At 74.2% G+C, this 18,604-nt stretch carries 13 protein-coding genes; 7 read left to right on the top strand and 6 right to left on the bottom strand.

Annotated elements, in window-relative coordinates; translation table 11 throughout:
- Window positions 1–45: 45 nt before the first annotated feature.
- Entirely contained in the window at window positions 46–1,248 is a 1,203-nt protein-coding gene (locus PV342_RS23110) for a glycoside hydrolase family 3 N-terminal domain-containing protein (protein ID WP_500318577.1), read from the bottom strand.
- 63 nt (window positions 1,249–1,311) lie between these two features.
- Here PV342_RS23110 and PV342_RS23105 point away from each other — a divergent pair, with 63 nt between their 5' ends.
- From PV342_RS23105 to PV342_RS23085, 5 genes are all read left to right on the top strand, one after another.
- Window positions 1,312–1,800 (top strand): TIGR00725 family protein, encoded by a 489-nt coding sequence (locus PV342_RS23105; RefSeq protein ID WP_386986319.1) that lies wholly within the window; start codon window positions 1,312–1,314, stop codon window positions 1,798–1,800.
- Window positions 1,801–2,458: 658 nt separating this feature from the next.
- The gene (locus tag PV342_RS23100; RefSeq protein WP_400796359.1) at window positions 2,459–6,322 is read left to right on the top strand and encodes a S8 family peptidase; all 3,864 of its coding nucleotides are present in this window, start codon (window positions 2,459–2,461) and stop codon (window positions 6,320–6,322) included.
- A 177-nt stretch (window positions 6,323–6,499) separates the two neighbouring features.
- Complete coding sequence (locus PV342_RS23095; protein ID WP_400796362.1) at window positions 6,500–7,501, top strand: helix-turn-helix domain-containing protein; 1,002 nt, start codon at window positions 6,500–6,502, stop codon at window positions 7,499–7,501.
- 101 nt (window positions 7,502–7,602) lie between these two features.
- Window positions 7,603–8,532, top strand: coding sequence for an MASE1 domain-containing protein (locus PV342_RS23090; RefSeq protein WP_500318576.1), 930 nt, complete (start codon window positions 7,603–7,605; stop codon window positions 8,530–8,532).
- 42 nt (window positions 8,533–8,574) lie between these two features.
- A complete protein-coding gene (locus PV342_RS23085) occupies window positions 8,575–10,299 on the top strand; it encodes a GAF domain-containing sensor histidine kinase (protein WP_400796365.1) in 1,725 nt (574 codons plus the stop codon).
- Here PV342_RS23085 and PV342_RS23080 read toward each other — a convergent pair whose 3' ends face one another.
- From PV342_RS23080 to PV342_RS23070, 3 genes are all read right to left on the bottom strand, one after another.
- On the bottom strand, window positions 10,300–11,193 hold the full coding sequence (locus PV342_RS23080) for a nitroreductase family protein (protein ID WP_018560938.1): 894 nt from the start codon (window positions 11,191–11,193) through the stop codon (window positions 10,300–10,302).
- An 892-nt stretch (window positions 11,194–12,085) separates the two neighbouring features.
- Window positions 12,086–12,787, bottom strand: a complete 702-nt coding sequence (locus tag PV342_RS23075) for a response regulator (protein ID WP_400796371.1) — start codon at window positions 12,785–12,787, stop codon at window positions 12,086–12,088.
- Between the two features lie 178 nt (window positions 12,788–12,965).
- Complete coding sequence (locus tag PV342_RS23070; protein ID WP_400796374.1) at window positions 12,966–13,430, bottom strand: Crp/Fnr family transcriptional regulator; 465 nt, start codon at window positions 13,428–13,430, stop codon at window positions 12,966–12,968.
- Window positions 13,431–13,542: 112 nt separating this feature from the next.
- On the opposite strand from PV342_RS23070, the gene PV342_RS23065 reads away from it, so the two are divergent.
- Window positions 13,543–15,321, top strand: a complete 1,779-nt coding sequence (locus tag PV342_RS23065; protein ID WP_400796377.1) for a SulP family inorganic anion transporter — start codon at window positions 13,543–13,545, stop codon at window positions 15,319–15,321.
- Between the two features lie 91 nt (window positions 15,322–15,412).
- Window positions 15,413–17,404, top strand: coding sequence for an ABC transporter ATP-binding protein (locus PV342_RS23060; RefSeq protein ID WP_400796380.1), 1,992 nt, complete (start codon window positions 15,413–15,415; stop codon window positions 17,402–17,404).
- Between the two features lie 57 nt (window positions 17,405–17,461).
- On the opposite strand, the gene PV342_RS23055 is transcribed toward PV342_RS23060, so the two are convergent.
- Both PV342_RS23055 and PV342_RS23050 read right to left on the bottom strand, forming a co-directional pair.
- Complete coding sequence (locus tag PV342_RS23055) at window positions 17,462–17,815, bottom strand: Zn-ribbon domain-containing OB-fold protein (RefSeq protein ID WP_018560931.1); 354 nt, start codon at window positions 17,813–17,815, stop codon at window positions 17,462–17,464.
- 49 nt (window positions 17,816–17,864) lie between these two features.
- A complete protein-coding gene (locus PV342_RS23050) occupies window positions 17,865–18,569 on the bottom strand; it encodes a TetR family transcriptional regulator (RefSeq protein WP_386986287.1) in 705 nt (234 codons plus the stop codon).
- Between the last annotated feature and the right edge of the window lie 35 nt (window positions 18,570–18,604).

The raw sequence follows: 18,604 nt of genomic DNA, 5'->3' as shown, positions 1-18,604 counted from the left end.
CGCGCTTTCCGGGGCCGCTGCGTCCTGAGCGTGGACGCCGGTCGGTCAGGCGGTGCAGCGCAGCACGCCCGCCGTCTGCTTGGCGGTCAGCACGCGGCGGACGCTGTTGGAGACCAGCGTCCGCACCTTCGGCTCGTGGCGCATGGCGTAGCGGATGCCCTCGGCCATCGCGGGGATGCCCTTGGGGGAGACGGTGAGGGTGAGGTCGCCGCCGGCGCGCAGGAAGGACAGGGCGCGCTGGCCGAGCGCCGTCGACTGGGCGGAGGCCGCCTTGCCGAGGTCGTCGGAGATGATGACGCCCTTGAAGCCCAGGTCGCGGCGGAGGGTCTGATCGACGATCACCGACGAGAAGACGGCCTTGTGCTTGGGGTCGATGCGCTTGTACGTCGCCAGTGAGACCATCACCAGCCCCGCGCCCGCGGAGATGCCCGCGCGGAAGGGGGCGATGTTGCTGCCGGTGCGGGTCAGCGTCGTGTCCGTCACCGAGGCGGTCGTGTCCGTGTTGCCCTTGACGCTGCCGAGGCCGGGGAAGTGCTTGGGCGTGGTCAGCACCCCGGCCGTCTTCGAGCCCTGCACGTACGCCGTGACGTGCGGGGACACCACGCCCGACGTCGAGCCGAACTGGCGGCCGTAGCGGCCGATGGGGGCGTTCCCGGTGCCGATCGAGGTGGGGACGATGTCGGCGACGGGGGCCAGGTTGACGTTGACGCCCGCCTTCTTCAGCTCCTTCGCCCAGGTCTCCGCGCGGGAGCGCAGCGTGGCGGTGGACCAGGTGCCCTGGGTCTTGCCGCTGGGGATCGTGGAGAAGCCGGAGCCCTTGAGGACCTGCACCTGGCCCCCCTCCTGGTCCGTGGAGACCAGCAGGCCGATGCGCTGTCCCGCCACCGTCACCCCCAGCGACTTCTGCAGCCCGTCCACCAGGGACCGGGTCTTCGTCACCCCGGAGGTGCTGCGGCCCGCCAGGAACACCGACCCGACGGCGTACGACCGCATCGCGTCGAGGTCCGCCTTGGGCGGCGTGGGCAGCTGGGCCGCGCCCATGAAGAGCTGGCCCACGCGCTGCGTGTCGTTCATCGCCGCCATGACCCGGTCCACGCAGGACGCCTTCGGGGCGGTGGTGGCCGCGGGCCGCCCCGTGGCGACCATGGACTCCGGGGCGGACGGCGCGCCCTGGCAGGCTGCGAGGGCCATCGTCGTGGCCAGCAGGGCGAGGGACACGCGGCGGGAGGTGCGGGCATACGAGGTCACCCATGCAGCGAATATCCTGATTGTCCTCTCTGTCAATCGGAGCAGAACGCCGGGGGAGGGGTCATGACGAGCCGTTATGTCGCCGTGGTGGGGCCGGCCGAGGCCACCGGGCGGGAACGCCAGGTCGCCCGCAGGCTGGGCGAACTCCTGGCCCGGCGCGGCGCCGTCGTCGTCTGCGGCGGGCTCGGCGGGGTGATGGGCGCCGCCTCCGAAGGAGCCCGCGCGCAGGGCGGGACCACCGTAGGACTCCTCCCGGGCCGGGACCGCCGGGCGGGTGACCCGTCGCTGACCGTGGCGATCGCCACCGGCCTCGGCGAACTCCGCAACGGCCTGGTCGTCGCCGCCGCCGACGCCGTGGTGGCGGTCGGAGGCAGCTGGGGCACCCTCAGCGAGGTGGCGCTCGCCCTGCGGACCGGCAAGCCGGTCGTCGTGGTCGGCGGCTGGGACGTGCGGGGGCCCGGACCCGGGGAGACCTTCCTGCGGGCGGCCTCCGCCGAGGAGGCCGCCGACGCCGTGGAGGCCGCGCTCGCGGAGTCCTCCTCCGGAGGCTGAGCGACCGGGGAGGGAGCGCGGGGCGGAGTCGGCCCCCCCCGCGCCGCGCCCGCAGTCGGTCGCGTTCGCCTTGAAGCCGCCGTGGACGTGGAAGCTGCCAGTGCGGACCCGCCGGGCGATCTCCAGGCCGTGCCCCCGGTCCGGCGTCCACACCCCGCCGCCACGGCCGCGCTGGGAGTCGTCGGCAAGGGGCCGGGTCCGTCGGGTTGCCCACCACGAGGCCGTCGGCGGCGTGTTCAGTGCCGTGACGGGCCCCTCGTGGCGGCCGCGCGGGCCGGGACGCCGGTCCGCTCGGTGCGTGCGCGCCCCGGAGCAGTCGCCGATCACGTCGTCCTCCGGGCGCCCGCCACGACCTGGTGAGGCCGGCGCCGCCGGAACGGTCGTTGCGCACCTGCCGTCCGGTTGCGCCAGGGGGACGCGCAGGGCGGTCCCCGCCGCGGCGCCGGCGACGGCGCGGCCCGCCGGTTGGGGGCGGTTCGTACCGGCAGCGGGGGGTTCGCCGTGCCCTGGTGGGGGTCGTCGCCGGTTGCCCGAAGCGCCCTGTCGCCGTTGGGACATGTCGCAGCTGTGACAGCCGATAACCGGTGACACCTCCCCGGCATCGGCAGATTCTGGCGGACAGCGCGTGACCCGGAGCTGTACGAAAGGTGTTTGGGTGATGGCAAGGTTCCGCCTCACGGCGGCGATATCGACAGTGCTGGTGGTGACGCTCGGGGGCACCACGGCCGCTTCCGCGGGGAGCGCACCGGACGGACCGGCGCGATCCGCCGACCGTACGGGGACGTCCTCCGCCACCGTACGGCTGGTGACCGGCGACCGGGTGACGGTGACGTCGCTGCCCGGTGGGCGGCACACCGCCTCGGTCCAGCCGGGACCCGGCCGCGAGCACATCCCCTTCCGCACGCTGGAGGCCGACGGCAAGTCCCTGACCGTCATACCGTTCGACGCCGAGGCACTGGTGTCCGCGGGCACCCTGGACCGCCGGCTGTTCGACGTGACGGCGCTGATCGCCGCCGGCTTCGACGAGACGCACACCTCCACGCTGCCGCTGATCGTCTCCTCGCGGCCCGAGCCGACCCGGGACGGGGCACGCGTCACCGCGCAGGCGGCGAAGACCGCCGAGGCGACCGCCGACCGGCTGGTGGCGCTCCGCGCGGACAAGACGGCCTCGCGCACCCTGGAGAGCATCGACGCCCGCTCCTTCCGGGTCGACGGCGACGAACTCGGCGGCTTCTGGAAGACGCTGAACCCCGGTGGGTCCTCGGACGCCGTCCGGGTCGCGGTGACCCCGCGGGTCTCGCTGGACGGCAAGGTCAAGGCAGTGCTGGACCGCAGCACCGCGCAGATCAACGCGCCCGCCGCGTGGAAGGCCGGGTACGAGGGCCAGGGCGTGAAGGTCGCGGTGCTGGACACCGGTGTCGACGCGAACCACCCCGATCTCGCGGGGCGGATCGCGGAGGCCAGGAACTTCTCCGACAGCGTCAACACGGACGACCACTTCGGCCACGGCACGCACGTCGCCTCGACCGTCGGCGGCACCGGCGCGGCGTCGTCGGGCACCCGGCGGGGCGTGGCGCCGAAGGCGGACCTACTGGTCGGCAAGGTGCTGGGTGACGACGGCTCCGGCTCGGAGTCCCAGGTCATCGACGGTATGGAGTGGGCGGCCGGCGAGCACGCCAAGGTCGTCAACATGAGCCTCGGCGCGGACATGCAGACCGATGGCACCGACCCGATGAGCCAGGCCGTCAACACCCTGACCGCGTCGACGGACACGCTGTTCGTCATCGCCGCGGGCAACGCGGGCCCGGGCCCCTCCACGGTCGGCTCTCCGGGCGCCGCCGACGCCGCGCTGACCGTCGGCGCCGTGGACCGGGACGACTCCCTCGCCTCCTTCTCCAGCCGCGGCCCGCGCTATGGCGACGGCGCCGTCAAGCCCGACGTGACCGCGCCGGGCGTGGGCATCGTGGCCGCCCGTGCCGCGGGCACCACCATGGGCGACCCGGTCGACGCGAACTACGTCGCCGCCTCCGGCACGTCGATGGCGACTCCGCACGTCGCGGGTGCCGCGGCGCTGCTGGCCCAGCAGCACCCGGGCTGGGGCGCGCAGCAGATCAAGGACGCGCTGATCAGCACCTCGCGCACGGTGCCCGGCACCAAGGTGACCGAGCAGGGCGGCGGCCGGATCGACCTGGCCACCGCCACCGGCACGATCACCGCGACCGGCACGGTCACGCTGCCCCCGGTCCAGAACGGCGGAACGGCGGGACGGCAGCAGGCCGCCACCGTGCGCTACACCAACACCGGTGACAAGCGGGCCGATCTGAAGCTGGCCGTCAAGCTGTCCACCGGAACCGGGCGCGCCCTGCCCGACGGGGTCGTCACCCTCGGCTCCGGCACCGTGAGCGTCGCGCCCGGTGCCACCGCCGACGTCCCGCTGAGCACCGACGCGGCCCACGCCGCGCGCGGGAGGTACTACGGCTACGTCACCGCCACGGCGGCCGACGGCACCGTTGTCGCCCACACCACCGTCAGCCTCAACGTGCACGCCCCCAAGCACAAGTTGACCGTGATCGCCCGCGACCGCGACGGCAAGGTCATCGAGGGCGCGGCGCCGACGATCTGGGGCGCCGACGGGTTCGTGGACTACACCGGCATCGAGCCGGCCGTCGCGGAGGTCGAGGAGGGCACGTACCAGCTCAGCTTCGGCACGCTGGACAGGGCCGCCGACGGCCAGGAGCTCCGCGAGGTGGTCAACCCGGAGGTGAAGGTCACCAAGGACACGACGGTGACGCTGGACGCCTCCAAGGTCACCGAGGTGAAGATCCGCACTCCCCGGCCCGCCGAGCAGCGCGGCATCATCAGCTACCAGACGTACCGGAAGATCGACGGCAACGGCCTGATCCAGGGCGTGATGTTCTTCGACATCGCCAAGCGGATCTACGTCAGCCCCACCGCGCGCGTCACCGACGGCGACTTCGAGTTCGCCTCGCGCTGGCAGATGGTGGCCCCGCAGCTGCGGGCGAAGGTGTCCGGCACGTCGTCGGCCTTCACCCCGTACTACGTGCCCGCGTCCCCGGCCTTCGGCGACAAGGGCGCCAAGCTGACCGCCGTCGACGCAGGCACCGGCACCGCGGCCGACCTGAAGAAGGCCGGCGTGCGCGGCAAACTGGCGGTCGTACGCTGGGACTTCACCGATGACCGGGAGCTCGCCAAGGCGGCCGAGGCGGCCGGGGCCAAGGCGCTGATGCTGGTCGTGGAGGAGGGCTTCTACCCCTGGACGCGGTGGAGCCCGACCGGTGACCGGATGGCCGTGCCCACCATGCGCGCCGGCACGGCGGAGGGCACCGCGGTGCTCAAGAGCATCAAGAAGCGCACCACCACGGTGGAGTTCTCCGGCACGGTGCGCAGCCCGTACCTGTACGACGTGATGCAGGTGTCCAAGGGCTTCGTTCCGAAGAACCTGGTGCACACCGTCTCCGAGCGCGAGAGCGCCGTGGTCCGCAGCACCTACACCCGTACCGGTGCCTCGCAGTGGGCGAGTGAGCAGCGCTTCGGGTGGCGTCCGTACCAGGACACCGCCTGGAACCAGTACAGCCGCGAGGTGCCGACGGGCCAGGAGCGTGTGGAGTACGTGACCGGCGGGGACACCCTGTGGCGCCACACCGTGCACCACAACGTCGTCTTCGGCATGGACACCCCGCTCGGGGCAGGCATGCAGAACGTGCCGCGCACCTACCGGCCCGGTGAGCAGGCCACGGAGCGCTGGTTCGGGGCGGTGGTCCGTCCGTCGATCCCGCGTGGTGCGGCCTGGCCGTCGGAGCGCAAGGGCGACACTCTGTCCTTGTTCGTTCCGGAGTTCAACGACTCCGGCACCGGCCACTATGCGTTCTACGAGCTCAACGGCTTCGGCGGCGGCATCGGAACCGGCGCGGCCCGCGCCGCCGGCGGAGCGCCGGTGGACGACACCGCCACCGCGGTGCTCTACCGCGACGGGAAGCGGATCGCCGAGTCCGACCAGGGCGCCTGGGGCAACTTCGAGGTGCCGGCGGGTGACGCCCAGTACCGGCTGGACCTGACCACCGCCCGCATCTCGGACGACTGGCGGTTCGGCGCCGGCACCCGTACCTCGTGGACGTTCCGCTCGGGCACCGCGGCGGAGCCGACGACGCTGCCCCTGCTGCAGGTCGACTACGCGGTCCCGGTCGACGCCCGCAACGCGGTGGGCCCCGCCCGCCGCCACACCCTGGGCCTGAACGTGCGGATGCAGGACGGCATGGCCGCGCCGCGCGGGGTGACCGTGCGGGTGGAGACGTCCTACGACGACGGTCGGACCTGGACCCGGGCCGCCACGGCCCGCAAGGGTGGTGGCTTCACCGCCACCGTGGAGCGTCCGTCGCGGGTGCGCGGTGACGCCTATGTGACGCTGCGCGTGACCGCGACCGACGCGGCCGGCAACAGCGTCCGGCAGACGGTGGACCGTGCGTATCTGCACAGCGGCGCACGGAACTCCGGAGGACGGTGACGGTGGGGCGTCACCGTTGACACAGCGGCGGGTGCAGGGGAGTGTGGGCCCCGGCACCCGCCGCGCCACGGTCACGAAACATTTCCCGGGTATAGTCCGGTCTTTAACGATATGTGCGGCTTGTGCGCCTACCCTGCGCACGTCGTGCGGACCGTCCCGGACCCGGAGGAACGCGGCATGCTCGAGGTGGCTGGCCTCACCGCGATGGAGGAGACCGTCTACCGGCTTCTGGTCACCACCGCCACAGCCTCGGCGGACGAGGTCGCCGCCCAGACGGGCCTGCCACCCGGGCAGACGGAGGGCGTCCTCACCTCCCTCGCCGCCAAGGGGCTGGCCAGTCCCACCGACGGCCTCCCCCGCCAGTACGCCGCCACCCCGCCCGACGTGGCCCTGCTGCCGCGGCTGCAACGCCAGGCCGACTCCCTCGACAAGGCCCGCACCGCGGTCACCGACCTGCTGGAGAGCTACCGCAGCACCGCGCGCCGCCAGGACGCCGGCCAGCTCATCGAGGTCATCACCGGCAGCGAGGCACTGCGCCAGAACCTGCGGCAGCTGCAGGAGAACGCACGGCACGAGATGCTCTGGTTCTGCAAGGCCCAGTACGTCGCCATGCCCTCCGGGAGCAACCGCGCCGAGTACGACGCCCTGGCCCGCGGCGTGCGCTACCGGGTCCTGTACGAGCGGGCGTTCTTCGACGACGACGGGGCCATCGACAACGTCGTCGAGGGGGTCCAGGCGGGGGAGATGGCGCGCTCCGTGCCCCACCTGCCGCTGCGGCTCGCGGTCGCCGACCGCAGCATCGCCATCTGCCCCCTGGTCCCCGGCGGCCCGCACGGCAGCCCGAACGAACCGACGGCGGCGCTGCTGCGCGACAGCAGCCTCCTGGGGGCGCTGACCGCGCTGTTCGAACGCTACTGGGAGGACGCGGTGCCGCTGCACGTCAGCGCGTCCGGCGCGGTGAGCGGGGCCGACGGCGCCGACGACTCCGACCCGCTGAGCGAGACCGACCGCCGGCTGCTGTCGCTGCTCGTGGCGGGCGTCGCGGACAAGGCCATAGCCAGCCAGATGGGCCTGAGCCGGCGCACCGTCCAGCGCCACATCCAGCACATGATGACGCTCGCCGGCGCCGCGACCCGCATGCAGCTCGCGTGGCAGGCGGCCCGCCGCGGCTGGCTCTGAGCGGGGTGCGGGAGGGCCCGCGGGCGTAGGGTGAGGGGTGGCGTGAGTGCCCAAGGCCCCGGAGCTACGGCGGGGCCTGCATCGGACTCGAGCAGCAGCTGGTGCGCGGTCAGGTCACGCCGCTGTGGCCGCCGACCGGGATCGCGCTGGTCGGCCTGCCGCTCGGCGGCATCCGGCTGTGGCCGGGGATCGCGATCGGCGCGTTCGCCGTCAACATCATGATCGGGCCCTCGCTCCTTCCCGTGCTGGGGATCGTGGCGGGCAACACCCTCGCCCCGGTGTGCGCCTGCCTGCTGCTGCGCAGGGTGGGGTTCCGCGTCGAACTCGGCCGGCTGCGGGACGCGCTCGCCCTGGTCTTCCTCGGCGCGCTCGGCGGGATGCTGATCAGCGCGACGATCGGCAGCGCACTGCTGGTGGCCTCCGGAGCCGAACCGGCCGGTGCCTTCTGGCCCACCTGCTGGGTCTGGTGGACCGGCGACGCGATGGGGGTGCTGGTGATCGCCCCGCTGCTGCTCGTCCTGCGCACGGCGCGGCTGCCGCGCGGGGTCCCGGCGTACCGCTGGGCGGAGGCGGCGGCGCTGGTGGCGGGTACCGCGCTCGTCACGGTCGTGGCCACCCGCAGCACCCCGGGGCTGCTCTTCCTCGTCTCCCCGCTGCTGATCTGGGCCGCGTTCCGCTTCCATCTGGCGGGCGCCGCGCCCTGCGCCCTGATCACCTCGCTCATCGCGATCGGCGCCGCCGCGGCCGGGTCCGGACCGTTCGCCGGGCTCGACCTGTTCGCCAAGATGGCCACCCTCCAGGCCTTCAACGGGTCCGCCGCGCTGACCGCCCTGCTGCTGTCGGCGACCGTCACCGAACGGGAGCACACCCGCCGCGAGAGCGCGCAGGTCTGCCGCCGGCTCGGCGAGGCGCTGTCGCGGCTCGCGCCCGACGAGAAGACCGATCACTGGGCGGCCGTGCCGCCCGGCGAACGCGGCCACGACCAGCGGTGCCGTTCCGCGCGTCCTCCCGGCGGGGTGGCGCTACTTTGAGAGGGGGCCTCACGAGGGCCGCCACAGCGGACGGAGGTGCCGGTGGGGACTGGCGGCGGCAAGGACGCCGAGGGCCTGCCACGGTTGCAGCTCGACGAGTTGCTGGACGAGCTGCAGTCGCGCATCGACGCGGTGCGGGGGACGCGTGACCGTGTGCACAGCCTGCTGGAGGCGGTGCTGACGGTCGGACGCGAACTGGACCTGCCGCAGGTACTGCGGCGGATCGCCGAGGCCGCCGTCCTGCTCGTCGACGCGGAGTACGGGGCGCTGGGCGTGATCGGCGACGACGCGCGGCTGGCCCAGTTCCTGACGGTGGGCGTCGGCGACGAGCAGATCGAGGCGATCGGGCCGCTGCCCTCGGGCCACGGCATCCTGGGCGAGCTGATCCGCCACCCGGCCCCGTTGCGGCTGGAGGAGATCGGGCAGCACCCGGCCTCCTACGGCTTCCCGCCGAACCACCCACCGATGCACTCGTTCCTGGGGGTGCCGATCCGGGTCCGCGACGAGGTGTTCGGCAATCTCTACCTGACGGAGAAGCGGGGCGGCAAGGAGTTCGACGGCGAGGACGAGACGGTGCTGTCCACCCTGGCGGTGGCGGCCGGGGTGGCGATCGACAACGCCCGGCTGTACGAGGAGGCCAGGTCGCGTCAGCGGTGGCTGGAGGCGAACGCGGAGATCACCAGGGGCCTGCTGTCGGGCATGGAGGAGAACGCGGTGCTGGAGCTCATCGTGGAGCACGCGCGGCGGATCCTCGGCGCGGACCTGGGGGTGCTGGCCCTGCCGGCCGGAAGCGCCGACGGGATCACGATGGCCATCGCCACCGGTATCGACGCCGACGCCCACCGGGGGCTGACGCTGCCGTGCGAAGGATCGTTCACCGGGGCGGCCATGGCCGCGAACGAGCCGCTGACCAGCGTCGACATCCAGCGCGATCCCCGGGTGGTGGCGGGCCCGCCGCGGTTCGCGGGGCTGGGCCCCGCGGTGGCGGTTCCGATGGCGACCCCGCAGGGCGTGCGCGGGGCGCTGCTGCTGGCCCGCGCCGAGGGGGAGACGCCGTTCACGGAGGCGGAGACGGCGCCGCTGCTGGGCTTCGCCGGCTCGGCGGCGCTGGCGATGGAACTGGCCGAGCGCCGGCGGGCGGCCGAGCAGCTCGTCCTCCTGGAGGACCACGACCGGATCGCCCGTGACCTGCACGACCTGGCGATCCAGCGGCTGTTCGCGACCGGGATGACACTGCAGAGCGCGGTGCGGTTCGTGGACCACCCGCAGGCGAGCGAGCGGCTGCTGCGGGCCGTGGACGACCTGGACGAGACGATCAAGATCATCCGCTCGACGATCTTCGGGCTGCGCAGCCACGACACCGGCCCCGCCCGCCAGGGGCTGCGGGTGCGGACGGCGAAGGCGGTGGAGGAGGCGGTGCCCGGCCTGGGCTTCACGCCCTCGCTGCGCATGGAGGGCCTGATCGACACCGATGTGCCCGCCGCGGTCGCCGAACACGTGGTGGCGGTGCTCGGCGAGGCCCTGTCGAACGTGGCCCGCCACGCCGGCGCCCGCACCGCGGACGTGTCCCTCGTCGTCGGCTCGGGCACGCTGACCCTCACCGTCACCGACGACGGGGTGGGCGTGCCCGAGGGCGCGCACCGCAGCGGACTGGCCAACCTCGCGCAGCGCGCGCTGCGGCTCGGCGGCACGATGACCCTCGAGACGCCGGGCAGCGGCGGCACCCGCCTGGTCTGGCGGGTGCCGTCGGACGGTGGTACGCGCTGATCAGCCGCTCTCCACGGATCCGCGGACCGGTGGCCGCGGCGCGCGGTCCCCGGACGCGGCGGCGCCGAACCGGATGAGCATCTGCACCAGACCCGGCCCGCAGTCCGTGGTGCGCATCGCGGCCCGCAGGTCCGGCCACTCCATCGCCTCGTGCAGCAGCGTCGCGTGGACGGTGTGCGCCGTCGCCAGGAGCACCACGCGCTCCATCGCCTGCCCCGCCCGCAGCCAGTCCGCGCACGAATCGTGGGGCGTGCACAGCACGGCGACCAGCGGCCGCCGCCCCGGATCGAGCGATGCCGCGGCGCCGGCGCCGGAGTCCTCGTGGACCCGGCCCCCGGAACCGACGGCGCGGCCCGCGTCCGTCCCGCCGCGCTGCTCCGCCTCCGCCGTCAGCCGCAGCAGCCGCAGCGTCTCCTCGGTGCGCGGCAGCGTCAGCGACGCGCCCTCGGCGTGCGCGGCGTCGATCAGCTCCAGCACGACCGCCCCGGTCGGGCAGTGCGCGAAGTACGGCGTGCGGCAGCTGTGCCGGCGCCAGATCGCGTCGTACAGGTCGCGGTACGGGCTGTCGCCGACGTGCCGCGGGCCGATCGGGCGCACTGCGGCGAGCAGATCCGGGTCGCCGGGCACGGGCAGCAGCTGGACGGCCGGCTCCCAGCCGAAGTGCGCCAGGGCGACCCGCAGGTTGAACACCGCGGCGCCCACGGAGACGTGCAGGGCGCGGGCCGCCGCCTCCGGCTCCGGCACCCCCGGTGCGGGGACCGCGCGGACCTGGAAGGTGCCGGTGTCCGGATCGAGACGGTAGCGCCAGGGCCGGCTGCCGCGGAACGACGGCGCCGCGACGGCGGCGGAGATCAGCTTCTCCAGGATCGCCCCGTTGAGTGTGGTGGGATTCATGGCGCGCTCCCTCCGGCCGGCGCGTCTCCCACCCTGCACGCCGCGTCGCCCCGCGGGGAGGGCCGACCGGCCCCACCGCGTGGGCCGCCGGGGCACCCTCGCGGGACCGCCCGCGGGCGGTGTCCTGCCGTGCGGATGCGGTGCTCGCCGCTGCGGCGGGCATCGGTGCTGGGGCCGGCTCCTGCCCGGCGGTGACTCACAACCGTTCGCCGGTGCGCAGCAACGTCGTGGCGGCTCCGGGGCGGGATTCCTGCCGGGTTGCCGGGTTGCCGGGTTGCCGGGTTGCCGGGCCGCCGGGTAGCTGGTCGGGGAGGGGCGACGCGGCCGTCTGGATGCGCCGCTTGCCGTTGCGGCGACGGTCGTCCGCTGCGCGTGCCAGTGCCGGCCGGGGCGACGGGTGCTGCCCGGCCCTTGCGGTGCCTGCCGGGACGGCGGCCGCACGGGGAGTCGCGGCCGCTGTGGAGGGGCCTGCGGGTGGCTGAGCGGCTGGTGGCGGACGGGGGTGCGCCAACCTCGCGGCGGCTCCGGGGCGGGATTCCTGCCGGGTTGCCGGGCCGCCGGGTGGCTGGTCGGGGAGGGGGCGACGCGGCCGTCTGGATGCGCCGCTTGCCGTTGCGGCGACGGTCGTCCGCTGCGCGTGCCAGTGCCGGCCGGGGCGACGGGTCTGACCGCCCGTGGCGGTGCCTGCCGAAACGGCGGCCGCACGGGGAGTCACGGCCGCTGTGGTGCGGGATCCTTGCGTGCGGCTGGGCGGCTGGGCGGCTGGGCGGCTGGGCGGCTGTCGGCGGATGCGGCGCTTGCCACCCGACGCCGGGGCGCGCCTACGTCGCGGCCGCTCCGGGCAGATCCCGCCGCGCCGCCCAGCGCCGCCTGCCCGCGGCGGCGCGCTCGTTCAGGGGCCTGAGCCCGGTGCGCCACCGGGCGTCCGCTGCCGCGTGGCGAGTACGGCCGCCTGGATGCGGCGCTCGACGCCGAGCTTGCCCAGCATCCGGGAGATGTGGTTCTTGACCGTCTTCTCCGACAGGAACAGCCGTTCCCCGATCTGCCGGTTCGTCAGGCCCTCGCCGATCAGTTCCAGGATCTCCCGCTCGCGCGGGGTCAGCCCGGCCAGCGCCTCGTCCTGCGGCTCCTGCGGCTGCTCCTGCTCGCGCAGGCTGTTCATCAGCCGGGCAGTGGTCGCGGGGTCCAGCATCGACTGGCCGGAGGCCACCGTGCGGACCGCGGAGACCAGGTCGGAGCCCTTGATCTGCTTGAGCACGTAGCCGGCGGCCCCGGCCATGATCGCGTCCAGCAGCGCGTCGTCGTCGTCGAAGGACGTCAGCATCAGGCACGCCAGTCCCGGCATGCGCGAGCGCAGCTCCCGGCAGACGCCGATGCCGTCGCCGTCCGGGAGGCGCACGTCGAGGATCGCCACGTCCGGCCGCAGTGCCGGGGCGCGCGCCAAGGCGTGGTCGACCGTGCCGGCCTCCCCGGCGACCTCGATGTCCGGTTCGGCGTCGAGCAGATCGTGCAACCCGCGCCGTACGACCTCGTGGTCGTCGACCAGGAACACCCTGATCGGCGCCTGTTCGGTGAACTCCCGTGCCTCGCTCATACCGGCCCCCAGGGCGTCTCTTGCGATCTCCGCGGCCTCGCGCCGCCCGGTCCGCGCCGGCCCGCCGCGCCGGCGTTCCTTCGTCCACAGGGGTCCAGCAGACACGCCCCCGCGCGCCGCCGCCACCGGTACCGCCCGGTCACCCGGGGCCGCCGGCGCCGAACCGGCCGGGCGCCCCTCAGCGCGCCGTGCTGGCGCTGCCCTGAGGTCCGTACAGGTCGAGGAGCCGGGTGCGGGCCCCCTGCAGCCGGTGCGCGACGATCTGCGCGACCCGCCGGGCCACCGCGCGCCCGAACACCGCGTCGGCCTCGCACAGCGCCCGCACCACCGTGGCGTCGAACTCGTCGGCCCGCACCGGGCTCTGGGTCCGCGCGCCCAGGTGCCAGGAGTACGGCGGGAAGAGCCACGAGCAGCCGAGCAGGTCGCCCGGGCCCAGGGTCTCGACCACGGCGGGCTGCCGGCCGGGCACGTGCAGGTCGAGCGCCACCGAGCCGGTGCGGATGATCCAGAAACGGTCGGCCCGGTGCCCCTCCTCGAAGATCCGGGCCCGCGCCGGGAAGGACACGTCCCGCGCGAGTTCCAGCAGCCGCCCGCGGGTCTGCGGGGGCAACGCGTCGAGCAGGCCCGTCGTGGTGGTGGTCATCGCCGTCCTCCCTCTCATCCGGTACGCCCTCACCTCCAGGGTCCTCCGCCGCACGGGGTGCGAGGAGGGGCCGACCGGCCCCAACGCGGGGTCGCCGGGGGAGGATGGGCCCATGCCGTCCGCCGTCTCCAAGCCCGCCCCGCCGCCCGGGAGGTCCGCCCCCGGGCGCGGCCTGCGCGGACTGCTGCCAGGCCTGGCCACCCTCCTCGGCTACCGCAGGGCCTGGCTGCGCGGCGACCTGCTCGCCGGCGTCACGGTGGCGGCGTATCTCGTGCCGCAGGTCATGGCCTACGCCGAACTGGCCGGGCTGCCGCCGGTGGCCGGGCTGTGGGCCACTCTCGCCCCGCTCGCGCTGTACGCCCTGCTGGGGTCGTCCCTGCGGCTGTCGGTCGGCCCCGAGTCGACCACCGCGCTGATGACGGCGACCGCGATCGCACCCCTGGCCGCGGGCGACCCCGGCCGCTACGCCGTGCTTGCCGCGGCGCTCGCCGTCGTGGTCGGCCTGCTGGCCGTGGTGGCGTGGGCGGTACGGGCCGGCTTCGTCGCCGACCTGCTGTCGCGCCCAGTGCTCGTCGGGTACCTGGCCGGGGTGGCCTGCATCATGGTCATCGACCAGCTGCCCAAGCTGACCGGGGTGCCCGTCGAGGGCGAGGAGTTCTTCTCCCAGCTGGTCTCCTTCGTGACGCACCTGCCCCAGGCGCACGCGGGGACGGTGGCCTTCGCCGCGTCCGCGCTGCTCTTCCTCTTCCTCGTCCAGCGGTACGCCCCCCGTGCCCCCGGGCCGCTGCTCGCCGTGGTGGCCGGCACGGTCGTCGTCGGCGTCTTCGGCCTGGAGGGGCACGGCATCGCCGTCATCGGCGAGGTCCCCTCGGGGCTGCCCCGGCCGGCCCTGCCCACCCCCGGCGACCTGGCCCGGCTGCTGCTGCCCGCGGTGGGCGTGCTGCTCGTGGGCTACACCGACTTCGTGCTCACCGCGCGGGCCTTCGCGGGCCGGGACGCCGACCGCCTCGACAGCAACCAGGAGTTGCTCGCCCTGGGCGCCGCCAACCTCGGCTCGGGCGTCCTGCACGGCTTCCCCGTCAGCAGCAGCGCCAGCCGCACCGCGCTCGGCGCCTCCGCCGGCAGCCGCACCCAGCTGTACTCCCTGGTGACGCTGGTGGCCGTGGTCTGCGTCCTGCTGTTCCTCAACCCGCTGCTGTCCGCGATGCCCTCCACCGTCCTCGGCGCCATCGTGGTCTTCGCCGCCTGCCGGCTGGTCGACCTCCCCGGTTTCCGCCGCCTGGCGTCGTTCCGGCGCCGTGAACTGCTGCTGGCCCTCGCCTGCCTGGTGAGCGTGCTCGTGCTGGACATCCTGTACGGCGTGCTGGTCGCCGTCGCGCTGTCGGTGGCCGAGATGCTGATCCGGGTGGCCCGGCCGCACGACGCCGTCGAGGGACTGGTGCCCGGTCTCGCCGGCATGCACGACGTCGACGACTACCCGCAGGCCCGCACGATCCCCGGCCTGCTCGTCTACCGCTACGACTCGCCGCTGTTCTTCGCCAACGCCGAGGACTTCCGGCGCCGGGCGCTGGCCTCCGTCGACCGGCAGCACGACCCGGTGCGGTGGTTCGTCCTCAACACCGAGGCCAACGTCGAGGTCGACATCACCGCCCTGGACGCCCTGGACGATCTGCGCCGCGAACTCGCCGACCGGGGCATCGTCCTGGCGCTCGCCCGCGTCAAACAGGACCTGCTGGACGACCTGGATGCCTACGGGCTCTCCGAGTCGGTGGGCCGGCAGCGCATCTTCCCGACTCTGCCCACGGCGGTCGACGCCTACCGAGCCTGGGCGGAGGAGGGCGCCGACGGGGGCGGGAACGGGTCCGCCGGGAGCGGGGACGGGGCGCACTGACGGGAGCGGGCCACACGGCGCCACCGTGAGGAGCACCCTGTGGGAAGGCCGCCACGGCACCGCGCCGCGGCCGCCACCGAGGGGGACGCTCATGACCAGGCGGAATCGGCAGGAAGCCCCGGAGAACCCGGACGTCCTCGCGCCCGAGGAGGTGTCGGATTCCGAACGACTGCTGTTCGGCGGGCCGTTGCGGTACGACATGGGCTGGAACAAGCACGACGGCTCCTTCCTGGAGCTGGGGCTGCGCGCGATGATCCGGCGGCTGCCACAACTCGTCGCCACCACCGTGCGCCTGGCCCACCGGGCCGATCCACGGGCCCTGCGCGTCGTGGCGCTGGCCGAGGCGGGCCGTGGCGTCGCCCAGGCGGTGGGCCTGGTCGCCGTCAACTGGGTGCTGTCCCGGCTGCTCGTGCCCGGCGGGACCACCGAGCGGCTGACCGGCGCCGCCCCGGCGCTGGCGCTCGTGGCCGCCGCCGCGCTGACCGGGGCGCTGCTGCGCTCGGCCTCCACGGCCGGCACCGGCAAGCTGGAGCCGACCGTCGAACGGGCGGCCACCGAGATGTACCTGGAACGGGTCGCCCGCGTGGAACTCGCGGCCGTCGAGGACGACGAGTTCCACAAACTGCTGGACTCGGCGTCCTGGGGCGCAGCGTCGGCCCGACGGATGATCAACTTCTGCTCGTCGGTGGTCAACGCGCTGATCTCGCTGGTCGCGGCGGCCGGCGTGCTCACCGTCCTGCATCCTGGACTGCTCCCGCTGCTGGCGCTGATGACCCTGCCCAGCGCCTGGAGCGCGCTCACCATCGCCCGCCGCCGCTACATCTCCTTCCACAACTGGGTGCAGCACGCCCGCGCCGGACAACTGCTGGGACGGCTGCTGATCGAGACGCAGGCGGCGCCCGAGGTCCGGGTCCACGACCTCGGGCCCTTCCTGCTGGGGCACTTCAGGGCGATGGCCGAGAACGGCGAGCGCGAGCAGACCCGGCTGGCGCGGCTCGCGGCACGCACGGGACTCGTCGCCTCGGCGTGGACGGGGGTGGCGACCGCCGCCACGTACGGCGCGCTGGGCGCGCTGCTGTGGAGCGGGGCGATGGCCCTGTCCGTGGCGGGCACGGCGGTCATCGCCATCCGCAGCGGGTCCTCCGCCCTCGACCGGCTCGTCGTCCAACTCGGCTATCTGCACGAGGAGGCGCTGTTCGTCGCCGACCTGGAGCGGCTGTGCGCCGAGGCGGACCGCCGGGTGATCCCAGCCGGCGGGCGCGACCTCCCGGAGCGGGTCGAGGCCATCCGCTTCGAGAAGGTCACCTTCAGCTACCCGGTCACCGCCGCCGAGCCCGGCACCCCGCTCGTGAAGCCGCCGGCCCTGTGCGAGGTCGACGTCACCATCCCCGTCGGCCGGGTCGTCGCCCTCGTCGGACGCAACGGCAGCGGCAAGACCACCCTGGCCAAGCTGCTGTGCGGGCTGTACACACCGGACTCCGGGCGGATCCGCTGGGACGACGTCGACGCGGCCGAGGCCGACCGGCGGCAGATCACCGACCGGATCGCCCTGGTCTCGCAGGACGCCTACCGCTGGCCGTTCACCGCGCGGGTCAACGTCGGCATCGGCCGCCCCGACGCCTTCCTGACGGACGAACGTCTCGACGCCGCCGCCCGCTACTCCGGCGCCGACGAGGTCGTCGCGGGCCTGCCCCGCGGCTGGGACACCCTGCTGGGCCGCGGGTACAAGGGCGGCCACGAGATATCCGGCGGGCAGTGGCAGCGGCTCCAGCTCAGCCGGGCCCAGTACCGCGACGCCCGCATCCTCATCGTCGACGAACCGACCAGCGCCCTGGACGCCCAGGCCGAGCAGCGGGTCTTCGACCTGATCCGGGAACTCGCCGCCGACGGGCAGACCGTCGTGCTGATCACCCACCGCCTGCACAGCGTCCGCCACGCCGACGTCATCTACGTCCTGGACCGGGGGCGCGTCGTCGAGCACGGCGCCTTCGCCGACCTGATGCGGCCGGGGGCGGGCACGGGCGACTTCCGTGAGATGTACCTGCTGCAGTCCCGCCAGTACCAGCATCCCGAGCACAACTGACGTACGGGGCGGCCTTGCCGCGCGCACGGCCGGTGCCGCGCGCCGGGGCCCGCCCCGCTACCAGCCGTGCGGGGCGGCGGGCGGCTCGCAGAGTTCGAAGACGAGCTCGCCCGCGTCGGCGACGGCCGTACGGGCCACCCGCACGCGCGCGCCGCTGCGCACGTGCATCGGCAGGGCGCCGACGATCCGGCCCCGCACCGAGAACCCCTCGGAGAGGTCCACGAGGGAGGCGTCCCGCATCAGACGGACGATCACGCCCGTGCCGTCGCTGCGCACCTCGTCGAGTTCCGTGGAGGCGCAGGTGGGGCAGAGGAGGCGCTGGAAGGCGGTGTTGCCGCACCAACGGCAGCGCTGGACCAGCAGCCCGCCGTCAACCGATTCGTCGTGCGCGTCGAGAGTCCGGTCATCCATGGCGGACACCATATGGCACTGAGTGCACTTTGGGAAGGCACTGAGTGCCCTACGTGGAGGACCCCTCCTCCGCGAGGCCCGCCTCGATCTCCCGGACGACCCGCCACATGGGCGTCCGCCGCTTGGTGATCACGATCACCACGTCGTCCTCCGCCTCCGGGGGACCCTGCCGCGTGGCGCCCTCCCCGTTCCAGGCGGCGCGCACGAACTCCAGCGCGTGGTCCACGGCCGCCCCGGCGTCGCCCTCCGCGCCCGAACGCAGCCAGGTGCGCAGGCCGTTGTTGTGGGCGGCGACCACGGCGGCCGCGATCACGTCGGCCCGGAGCTTTCCGTCGGGGCGGTCCGCGTAGCGCGCCCCGAGGTAGTCGGCGAGCGCGCGTTCGTAGCGCCACACGACGGAGAGTTCGTACGCCCGCAGACCGGGCACCTGCTTGGTGAGGCGGTAGCGCTGCACGGAGAAGGTGGGGTTCTCGGCGTACATGCCGAGCACCAGGCGCGCCGCGTCGCAGACCCGCGCCACCGGGTCGTCCCCGTCGGCGCTGGCCTCCAGGAAGCGGGTCATGTCGGCGAGCGCGCGCTCGTGGTCGGGGAAGACCACGTCTTCCTTGGACGGGAAGTAGCGGAAGAACGACCGGCGCCCGACGCCGGCGAGCGCGACGATGTCGTCGATCGTCGCCGCCTCGTAGCCGCGTTCCAGGAAGAGCTGGAAGGCCGCTGCGACGAGGGCGTCCCGCATCGGGGGCTTCGTGGTCATGGAGGCGAACCTAACACCGGGGAACCGTCGATCGA

Source organism: Streptomyces sp. PA03-3a (genome assembly GCF_033792735.1).
Classification (GTDB): Bacteria; Actinomycetota; Actinomycetes; order Streptomycetales; family Streptomycetaceae; genus Actinacidiphila.
Note: the sequence above shows the minus strand (reverse complement) of the source record. Positions and strands in the feature narration are given on the sequence as shown.